General features: G+C 69.4%; 9 protein-coding genes. 5 read left to right on the forward strand and 4 right to left on the reverse strand.

The genetic code is table 11. The annotated features are described in order from the left end of the window. Nucleotides 1-84 precede the first annotated feature (84 nt). From D183_RS0118740 to D183_RS0118755, 4 genes are all read left to right on the forward strand, one after another. Complete coding sequence (locus D183_RS0118740) at nucleotides 85-825, forward strand: endonuclease/exonuclease/phosphatase family protein (RefSeq protein ID WP_017910350.1); 741 nt, start codon at nucleotides 85-87, stop codon at nucleotides 823-825. After that, nucleotides 822-2027: a cardiolipin synthase ClsB gene (gene clsB, locus D183_RS0118745; RefSeq protein WP_017910351.1), complete on the forward strand. Its 1206-nt coding sequence runs from the start codon at nucleotides 822-824 to the stop codon at nucleotides 2025-2027. Before D183_RS0118740 ends, clsB begins: the two co-directional genes overlap by 4 nt. After that, nucleotides 2024-2959, forward strand: coding sequence for a lysylphosphatidylglycerol synthase domain-containing protein (locus tag D183_RS0118750; RefSeq protein WP_039728642.1), 936 nt, complete (start codon nucleotides 2024-2026; stop codon nucleotides 2957-2959). Before clsB ends, D183_RS0118750 begins: the two co-directional genes overlap by 4 nt. Nucleotides 2960-3174: 215 nt before the next feature. Further along, nucleotides 3175-3681, forward strand: coding sequence for a hypothetical protein (locus D183_RS0118755; RefSeq protein WP_017910353.1), 507 nt, complete (start codon nucleotides 3175-3177; stop codon nucleotides 3679-3681). Between the two features lie 236 nt (nucleotides 3682-3917). Here the strand turns inward: D183_RS0118755 and D183_RS25240 are convergent, their stop codons facing one another. The 4 genes from D183_RS25240 to D183_RS0118775 all read right to left on the reverse strand — a co-directional run bounded on the left by D183_RS25240 (nucleotide 3918) and on the right by D183_RS0118775 (nucleotide 8869). After that, complete coding sequence (locus tag D183_RS25240) at nucleotides 3918-5201, reverse strand: type II toxin-antitoxin system HipA family toxin (RefSeq protein ID WP_081613390.1); 1284 nt, start codon at nucleotides 5199-5201, stop codon at nucleotides 3918-3920. Between the two features lie 2 nt (nucleotides 5202-5203). Beyond that, on the reverse strand, nucleotides 5204-5521 hold the full coding sequence (locus D183_RS0118765; protein WP_223875660.1) for a helix-turn-helix domain-containing protein: 318 nt from the start codon (nucleotides 5519-5521) through the stop codon (nucleotides 5204-5206). A 194-nt stretch (nucleotides 5522-5715) separates the two neighbouring features. Continuing rightward, nucleotides 5716-7917 carry a DNA helicase II gene (gene uvrD, locus D183_RS0118770; protein WP_026144641.1) on the reverse strand — a complete coding sequence of 734 codons (2202 nt, stop codon included), beginning with the start codon at nucleotides 7915-7917 and terminating at the stop codon, nucleotides 5716-5718. 70 nt (nucleotides 7918-7987) lie between these two features. Then, a complete protein-coding gene (locus tag D183_RS0118775) occupies nucleotides 7988-8869 on the reverse strand; it encodes a LysR substrate-binding domain-containing protein (protein WP_017910357.1) in 882 nt (293 codons plus the stop codon). A 115-nt stretch (nucleotides 8870-8984) separates the two neighbouring features. On the opposite strand from D183_RS0118775, the gene D183_RS0118780 reads away from it, so the two are divergent. Further along, nucleotides 8985-9354 (forward strand): MFS transporter (locus D183_RS0118780; protein WP_026144642.1); only part of this gene is annotated, 370 nt, incomplete at its 3' end.

The raw sequence follows: 9354 nt of genomic DNA on the forward strand, positions 1-9354 counted from the left end.
GGTGCGCGACGCGACACCGTCACGCGCCGCACGCGGATGCCGACGACAATGGCAGGCGGAGTTTCCGCCCCGTCCCGTCCCGGCATGCCTGCGATCGAGTTGCTGACCATCAATGCGCACATGGGCTTCAGCGTGCTGAAGCAGCGCTTCATGCTGCCGGAGTTGCGTGCGGCGATCCGCGCCCTGCCCGCGGACCTGGTGTTCCTGCAGGAAGTGCTGGGCGAGCATCAGCTGCATGCCGGCCGCCACGCCGACTGGCCGGCGCAGAGCCAGTACGAATTCCTCGCCGATACGCTGTGGCCGCAGTTCGCCTATGGCCGCAATGCAGTGTATCCGCATGGACACCACGGCAACGCGCTGCTGTCGCGCTTCCCGATCGCCTCCTTCGTCAACCGCGACGTCTCCATCGCCGGCCACGAGCACCGCGGGCTGCTGCATGCGGTGCTGGAGATCCCGGGGCATGCGCTGGCGGTGCATGCGATCTGCGTGCACCTGGGCCTGCGCGAGGCGCACCGGCGTCGGCAAATCGGCCTGCTCGGTGCGCTGATCGCCGAACTGCCGTCACAGGCGCCACTGATCGTCGCCGGCGACTTCAACGACTGGCGCCAGCGCGGGCATCCGCTGCTGCAGCGGCACGGGCTGACCGAGGCCTTCGCCCACCTGCACGGGCACGTGGCGCGCAGCTTCCCGGCGCGCTGGCCACTGCTGCCGCTGGACCGCATCTACCTGCGCAACGTGCGCATCGAGGCCGCCCGGGTGTTGACCGGCCGCCCATGGTCGCACCTGTCCGACCACGCTCCGCTGCACGCCAGGATCGTGCTGTGAGCCGTGCAGCGAACCGCGACACGCGCTGGCGCCAGGGCCACCGCCTGCAGTTGCTGGAGAACGGCGATGCGTACTTTCCGCGCGCCTTCGCCGCGATCGACGCGGCCCGGCACGAGGTGCTGCTGGAGACCTTCATCTGGTTCGAGGACAAGGTCGGCCTGGCGCTGAAGAACCACCTGGTCGCCGCTGCGCGCCGCGGCGTGCGCGTGCACCTGCTGGTGGATGCGTTCGGCTCGCCGGATCTCTCGCCCGGCTTCGTGCGCGAACTGACCGAGGCCGGCGCCGAGCTGCGCCTGTACGACCAGCAGCCGACCCTGCTCGGCGTGCGTTTGAACGTGTTCCGGCGCATGCACCGCAAGCTGCTGGTGGTGGACGGGCGGATCGGCATGATCGGCGGCATCAACTGGTCGGCCGATCACCTGGCCGATTTCGGCCCGGAGGCCAAGCAGGACTACGCGGTGGAGGTACAAGGCCCGGTGGTGGCGGATATGGTCGCGTTCGTGCGCCGGACCCTGGCCACACACGGTACCGGTGCGGGTTGGGTGCCGCAGGAGAACGTCGATGTGCCGCCCGCCGGCGCGGCCGAGGTGTGCTTCCTGCCACGCGACAACGCCGGCCGCTCGCGCAGCATCGAGCGCGCCTACCGGCAGGCATTCCGCAACGCGCGGCACCAGATCGTGCTCGCCAACGCCTACTTCTTCCCCGGCTACGGCTTCCTGCGCGACCTGTGCGCGGCCGCGCGCCGCGGGGTGGCGGTGAAGCTGATCTTCCAGGGGCAACCGGACACGCCGCTGGCGTTGTTCGCCGCACGCGCGCTGTACCGGCATCTGGTCGATGCCGGCGTGCAGATCTTCGAGTACTGCGAGCGCCCGTTCCACGGCAAGGTCGCGGTGATCGATGGGCACTGGAGCACGGTGGGATCGAGCAATCTCGATCCACTGAGCCTGGCGCTGAACCTGGAAGCCAACCTGGTGATCCGCGATGCCGCCTTCGCGCGCGACCTGCACGGGCGCCTGCAGCGACTGATGCAACGGCACTGCCGCGAAGTCGTGCCGGCGCATGTGCCACACGGACGCTTCTGGCAACCGCTACTGCGGCCGCTGCTGTTCCATGTGCTGCGCAACGTGCCGCAGTGGGCCAGCCGCCTGCCCAAGCGCACGCCGCGCACTGCGGTGCTGCGGCGCAAGCGGCACGCGCCATGAACCATCCGCGCACGCGTTGGCGCATGCTGCGCCGCTTCGCCTATCTGGCCTTCCTGGTCCTGGTGGCGGTCCTGCTGGTACGTGCGGCGCGCACCGTGGACTGGGCGCAGGTCGGCACCACCCTGGCGGGCTACGGTGCCGGCACCCTGGCCGCCGCCGCAGGCCTGAGCCTGGCCAGCTACGTGCTGTATGCCGGCTACGACCTGGCCGCGCGACGTTACGCGGCGCATGCGGTGCCGACGCCGCGGGTCATGGCGATCGCGGACATCGCCTACGCTTTCAGCCTGAATGTCGGTGCGCTGATCGGCGGCACCGCGATCCGCTACCGCCTGTACGGACGCGCCGGGCTGGGCCTGGCGACGATCAGCCGCGTGGTCGGCTTCGCCATCGCCACCAACTGGATGGGCTATCTGCTGCTGACCGGCGTGCTGCTGGTCAGCGGGCGCCTGCGCACGCCGGCGCAGTGGCCGCTGAGCGGCGCGGTGCTGCCATGGGTCGGCGCCGCGATGCTGGCCGCAGTGCTGGCGTATCTGATCGCCTGCCAGCGCGCGCACGGCCGCACGCTGCAGGTGCGCGGCCACGTCCTGCACCTGCCGCCGTTGCCGCTGGCGCTGCTGCAACTCGGCCTGGGCACCGGCAACTGGGCGCTGATGGGCGCCCTGCTGTACGTGCTGATGCCGGCCGGCGTGGCCTATACCGCGGCGCTCGGCGCACTGCTGTCGGCGGCCGTGGCCACCGCCATCGCCCACGTGCCGGCCGGCATCGGCGTGCTCGAAGCGGTGGTGCTGCCGCTGCTCGGGACGCAGGCGCCGCAAGCGGAACTGCTGGCGGCGTTGCTGGCCTATCGCGCCTTCTACTACCTCGGCCCGCTACTGCTGGCTTGTACCGGCTATGCGCTGCTGGAAGCGCGGCGACGGCGTGGCGCGGGCTGAGCGAGGCCGTGTGCGCGACGGACCCAGCCTCCTGACCACCGACCTGTTGCGCTGCGCCTGCGGTGCCAGCGTCGCGGCGCACGCGTCCTGGAGCAGGACGGTCATGCCGCCGCACGGATGCACTCTTCGGCACCCCGGCACGGTCGACCGAGCGAACGCGCGCAGCGCACACCATTGGCTGTCCTCATCGCCGCACACCATTCCCGGGAGGTCGCATGAAACTGCTATTCGCCGTCGCGCTCGCGGCGCTGCTGTCGCCGTGTCTGTCCGCATCCGCCGCACCCGTTGCGCCCTCGCCCCTGCTCGGCAACTGGGCCGTGGACGTGGCGCGCCTGGATCGGGCATCCCAGGACCGGCCCAAGGCGGTCACCCTGCGCTTCAGCGAGGCGGGCAAGGGCAAGTGGGCGGTCAAGGTCGACATTGCCGAACAGGGCGGCGGCACCATGCATGCCGAAGGCGTCGCCGCGCTCGATGGCCGCACCACGCCGGTGAAGAACAACTTCGAGACCGATGTCTTCGCGCTGCAGATGCCCGCGCCCAACGTGCTGGCGATGATGCTGTCCAAGGACAGGAGCGTGGCCTCGACCCGCATCTACACCGTCGCCGCGGACGGCCGCTCGATGACCGAAACCGTGTCCGCGTTCGCGCCGGACGGCACACCGACGATGCGCACCAACTACTTCACCCGCGTCGCGGCATCGTCCGCGCCGTCGCCACGCTGACGCATGCGCCGGGCGCGGCATGTAAGACCGGTGCTGGCCTACGCAGCTCTCCAGCGAGGTACAGGCCAGGAACCCAACCAGCTCGGTCATCGCCTGTCGTCCTGGCGCGGCCGCGGTCGCTGACGTAGGGACCATGAAGCAAGACCATGGATGCTCCCTGCTTAGATGCCCGTCCTGCCCGTCCTGCCCGTCCTGCCCGGCCAGTCGCGCCAGCCCGCCGCGAGCGGCAGACCGCGTTACAGGAACCGGTTCACTTGCGCCAGGCCGATCTGCGATGGCCGCCGGAATGCGTTCTGCACCTTGTCGATCTGCGAACCAGGTACGCCTTGCGCCTCGAAGTGGCCTTTCCACTCGCGCACCACGCCCGCCACCTCATCGATCACCGCTGCCGCGGCCGCGGTGGTGAGGGCAAACCTCGCGCAGTGCGTGAGCGCGTTGTCGAGCGTGGACAGGCGCCCCTGTGCGCCGATCCCCAGGTGCAGGAAGCGCTCGCTGCCGCCGCTCGGCCTGGGAACCACGTCGTAGAGCGGACTCAGGCGCCAGCCCCCGAAGTCGCCACGGTGCACAAGCGCGTGGTTGCGGAGATGGTCGTCGTCGTTGCAGACCAGAATGTTGAACACCATGCGCCGGAACAGTTCGTGGCGATCGGCAGTCACCTGTCCCGCCGCACCCAGCCGGCCCAGCGCGTCGGCGATGTCCGCATAGGCCATCTTCGGCGAATCCATTTCATGCACGCCCAGCGCCGTCAGCGCACTGACCATATGCCATTTGCGATAGCCCTCGGCCTCGGTGCCGCGATCGAAGCGCGCGATCATCATCACCGTCCCGCGACCTGGCACATCGATCAGCCGGGTGTCGGGAACATCCATCTTGGCAAGACGGGCCAGTTCCAGCGTGGCGTGCTCGATCAAGGGAATGTCGAACGGATCGCGCCGGGTCGGGAACTTGGCCAACCACTGCCGCCCCTGATCGACCAGCACCGCTTTGGGCCGCATGCCGCCGAGCGTGGGCGCCTCGCCCAGCAGCTCGAGCAAGTGTTGCGGAACGGACTCGCCCTCTTCGATTCGCTCGGCGGCATCGAGCAGGTGATCCAGATGCATCGGCCGCAGCAGACCGCTGTCGTGCGGCGCGTCTTCGGGACGGCGACGGAAATCGAGGGCACCGCTGCGGTTGGGACTGGAATTGTCGATCAGCACCCGGTCGTTGAGTTGGCCTTCCTGGATGCGCAGCGTGTTGGCAAGCACGCGCCGGCCCCAGGCATCGGGAAGGGCATCGCGGATGGCGCCGAACAGGGCGAGATCGCCCGGCGGCGCGACCTCGATACCGGGCGCTACTTCGTCCAGGCGCAGGCTGCGGGGATCGACGTCGATGGCGCCGGGGCGGCGGGAATAGCGCATGCCATAGGCAAACCGGCTACCGACTGATGCGGCGTGCGTTTCCACCAGCGTCAGCAGCCCTGCGGGCACGTCCTGATCGGCTCCCTCAAGGCGGATCATGACGTAACGTTCGTGGACCGGCATCGTCAGAAATCCAGTTTCTTGCGCAGATCGCGCTTGCGCACCCGGCGTCCATGCGCCGCATCCATGGCCTGCGCCACCGGATCGTGCAATGCCTGCAATGTGCCAAGCAGGCCCAGCACTTCCATGACGCTGACCCACGCCCAGATGGCGACGCCGGGATTGCCCGATTCGATCTTGAGGACGGTCAGACGGCTGACCCGGGCACGCTCGGCCAGTTCCTCCTGGGTCATCGTCCGGGCTCTACGGCCGCGACGAATGACGTCTCCCAGCGACGTGATGGCCGAGCTCGCCAATGGCGACAACCTGTCGTAAGCAGCCATGTCTTCAATCCGATACGCAAACAGCGTTTATGCAATTAATCGGATACATCATACCGCGGCAGACATCGGCCGCAAATCGAAGAATAGTCTTCAATTATGAATCTTATGCAGCTTTAAGTCTTCTATTGAAGACATTTAGAACGTCGAGCCTGTCGCCATCCCGCCGCGTCCGCAGACGGGACCGAAGAGCGCACCTACAACAGGGTCAGATTGGCGTACGCCATCACCAGCCACTTGGCGCCGGCTTCGTCGAACTGCACCTGCACGCGGGCGTGGGCGCCGCTGCCTTCGTAGTCGATGACCACGCCGCCGCCGAACTTGGGGTGCTGCACGTTGGCGCCGAGCTTGATCGCCGGGGCCTCGATCACGCTGTGCCCGAGGCTGCGCGGCGCGCCCAGCGAGGCGCTGCGCGACACCTGCACCTTCGGCCGCACTTCGTGCAGCAACTCGCGCGGGATCTCGCGCAGGAAGCGCGAGGGCACGTTGTAGTTGTCCTGACCGTGGATGCGCCGCGACTCGGCATAGCTCAGCACCAGCTTGTGGCGGGCACGGGTGATGCCGACGTAGGCCAGGCGCCGCTCTTCCTCCAGGCGCCCGCTCTCTTCCAGCGAACGCGCGCTGGGGAACAGGCCGTCTTCCATGCCGGCCAGGAACACGATCGGGAATTCCAGGCCCTTGGCCGAATGCAGGGTCATCAACTGCACACCTTCTTCGCCGGCCTGGGCCTGGCCTTCGCCGGCCTCCAGCGAGGCATAGGCCAGGAACGCGACCAGTTCGGTCATCGCCTGGCGGCCTTCGTCGGCGTCCTCGTCGCCGTCGGCGCGCACGAAGCGCGAGGCCACCGAGACCAGTTCGTCGAGGTTGTCGGTGCGCGATTCCGAATCCAGCCCGCCGCGGCTTTCCTTGCCCCAGTGCTCGCGCAGGGTGGAGCGCGCCAGCACCTGGTCGATCTGTTCGGGCAGCGGCAGCCCGGCCACGTCCAGGGCCAGTTGCTCGATCAGGCCGAGGAACTGGCCCAGCGCGTTGCGCGCGCGTGCGGCCAGGTCGCCGCCCTGCTGCGCGGCCTGTTGCGCCGCCGCCCACAGCGACAGCGACTGCGCGCGCGCCAAACGCCGCACTTCGTCCAGGGTGCGGTCGCCGATGCCGCGCGGCGGGGTGTTGACCGCGCGTTCGAACGCCGCATCGTCGGCGCGATTGGCGACCAGGCGCAGATAGGCCAGGGTGTCCTTGATTTCGGCGCGCTCGAAGAAACGCATGCCGCCATAGACCCGATATGGCACCTGTTCGGCGATCAGCGCCTCTTCGAAGGCGCGCGACTGCGCGTTGCTGCGGTAGAGCACCGCCGCCTCGCTGTAGCTGCCGCCGTCGCGCACCCACTGGCGCACGCGCTCGACCACGTAGCGCGCCTCGTCCACCTCGTTGTAGGCCGCGTACAGGTCGATCGGCTCGCCATCGCCCGAATCGGTCCACAGCTGCTTGCCGATGCGGTCGGGGTTGTGCGCGATCACCGCGTTGGCGGCGTTGAGGATGTTGGCGCTGGAGCGGTAGTTCTGCTCCAGGCGGATGGTCTGCGCGCTGGGGAAATCGGTGAGGAAGCGCTGCACGTTCTCGACCTTGGCGCCGCGCCAGCCGTAGATCGCCTGGTCGTCGTCGCCGACCACGAACACGTGGCCGCTGTCGCCGGCGAGCACGCGCACGAACGCGTACTGGATGGCGTTGGTATCCTGGAACTCGTCGACCAGGATCTCGCCGAAGCGGGCGCGGTAGTGCGCCAGCAATGCCGGGGTGTCGCGCAGCAGTTCGTGTGCGCGCAGCAGCAGTTCGGCGAAATCGACCAGGCCGGCGCGGTCGCAGCGCTCCTGGTACAGCGCATAGGCGTTGCGCAGGGTGGTGACCCACTCGTCGCGCGGTTCCGGCTGGATGTGCTGGGCGCGGCGGCCTTCGTCCTTCTGCTGGTTGATCCACCACACGATCTGCTTGGGCGGGTACTTGCCTTCGTCCAGCTCCAGCTGTTGCACCACGCGCTTGACCAGCCGCAGCTGGTCGTCGGCGTCGAGCACCTGGAAGCTCTCGGGCAGCTTCGCGTCCTGCCAATGCAGGCGCAGCAGGCGGTGCGCCAGGCCGTGGAAGGTACCGATCCACATGCCGCGGCTGCCGTTGCGCAACTGCAGGTCGGCGCGGTGGCGCATCTCGCCCGCGGCCTTGTTGGTGAAAGTGACCGCCAGGATCCCGTGCACCGGCACGCCATGCACCTGGTGCAACCAGGCGATGCGATGGGTGAGCACGCGCGTCTTGCCGGAGCCGGCGCCAGCCAGGACCAGATAATGGCCGGGCGCGGCGGAAACGGCCTCGCGCTGGGCGGGGTTCAGATCGTCGAGCAAATGAGAGACATCCACCCGCGCATTTTAGCCGGTGCGGCGGCGCAGCGGCTGCGACAGCGCGCGTCGCCCGGCACACGACGTGGCGTCAATCGGTGCGGAACAGCCGTTCGGCCAGGAAATCCACGAACACGCGCAGCTTCGGCGACAGTTGCCGACGCGACGGCCACACCACGAAGAACGCGCCGCCGTCGGTCAGGTGCGCGTCCAGCACCGACTGCAGGCGGCCATCGGCCAACGCGTCCTGCGCCAGGAACGCCGGCATGCAGGCGATGCCCAGGCCGGCGATCGCCGCGGCGCGCACCGCTTCCATGTTGTTGCAGGTGAGCACCGCCGCTGGCAGCGATACCGGTTCCGCCAGTGGCCAGTCCTGCGGCTTGCCGGTGTCGGGAACGCGGAACAGCACGCCGTCGTGCGCGGCCAGCTCTGCCGGGGTCTGCGGCACGCCGCGGCGGCGCAGGTAGTCCGGCGCCGCGCACAGGCAGAAACGGAACGGCCCCAGGCGCCGCGCCAGCAGCCGCGAGTCGGCCTGCACGCCGCTGCGGATCACCGCGTCCAGGCCGTGCTCGAGCAGGTCGACCACGCGGTCGTCGAACTCCAGGTCCAGCGCCACGTCCGGATAGCGCTGGCGGAACTCCGGCAGCAGCGGCACCAGGAAGCGGTAGCCGATGGTCGGCAGGCCGACCCGCAGCCGCCCGCGCGGCGCCTGCCGGGTCTGCGCCAGCGCCTCCTCGGCTTCGCGCAGATCGGCCAGCACGCGCTGGCAATGCTCCAGGAACAGCGCGCCTTCGGCGGTCAACGCGATGCGGCGGGTGGTCCGCTGCAGCAGGCGCACGCCGAGCGCGCGCTCCAGCCCGGCCACGCTCTTGCCCACCGCCGAGGCCGAGATGCCGAGCACGCGGCCGGCGCCGACGAAGCTGCGCTGTTCGGCGGCCCGGACGAAGGCGACGATGCCGGTGAGGCGATCCATCTGGCGATATTAGAGCGTTCCATTCCGCAAAGCGCGGAGGATCGCGGCCTTTTTCGCGAATTGCCGCCCCGGTATCTCTAGTGGCCTTCCGACATCCGCCGCCAGAGCCGCTCCGATGACCTCCGCTTCGCCTCCCGATTCCACTCCCCTGCCGCGCCGCGGCGCCGCCCTGGCCGCGGTGTGCCTGGCCGCCCTGGCGCTGCCGCTGAACTTCTCCGGCGGTGCCGTCGCCACCCCGGCGATCGGCGCGGCCCTGGGCGGTAGCGCGCTGGCCCTGGCCTGGATCACCAACGCCTTCATGCTCAGCTTCGGCAGCCTGCTGCTGGCCGCCGGTGCGCTCGCCGATCGGCATGGGCGGCGCCGGGTGTTCCTCGGCGGTCTGGCCCTGTTCGCCAGCGCCAGCCTGGGCGTGGCCGTGGCCGGCTCGGTCGCGGCGATCGACCTGTGGCGGGCGCTGCAGGGCGTCGGTGCCGCCGCCGCGCTCG

Origin of the sequence: Xanthomonas sp. SHU 199, from assembly GCF_000364665.1 — a bacterium.
Taxonomy (GTDB): Bacteria; Pseudomonadota; Gammaproteobacteria; order Xanthomonadales; family Xanthomonadaceae; genus Xanthomonas_A; species Xanthomonas_A sontii.

Coding starts and splice junctions, on each gene's coding strand:
- D183_RS0118750 (WP_039728642.1), top strand. CDS start 2,024: ATGAACCATCCGCGCACGCGTTGGCGCATGCTGCGCCGCTTCGCCTAT.
- D183_RS25240 (WP_081613390.1), bottom strand. CDS start 5,201: ATGCCGGTCCACGAACGTTACGTCATGATCCGCCTTGAGGGAGCCGAT.
- D183_RS0118740 (WP_017910350.1), top strand. CDS start 85: ATGCCTGCGATCGAGTTGCTGACCATCAATGCGCACATGGGCTTCAGC.
- D183_RS0118755 (WP_017910353.1), top strand. CDS start 3,175: ATGAAACTGCTATTCGCCGTCGCGCTCGCGGCGCTGCTGTCGCCGTGT.
- D183_RS0118775 (WP_017910357.1), bottom strand. CDS start 8,869: ATGGATCGCCTCACCGGCATCGTCGCCTTCGTCCGGGCCGCCGAACAG.
- D183_RS0118765 (WP_223875660.1), bottom strand. CDS start 5,521: ATGGCTGCTTACGACAGGTTGTCGCCATTGGCGAGCTCGGCCATCACG.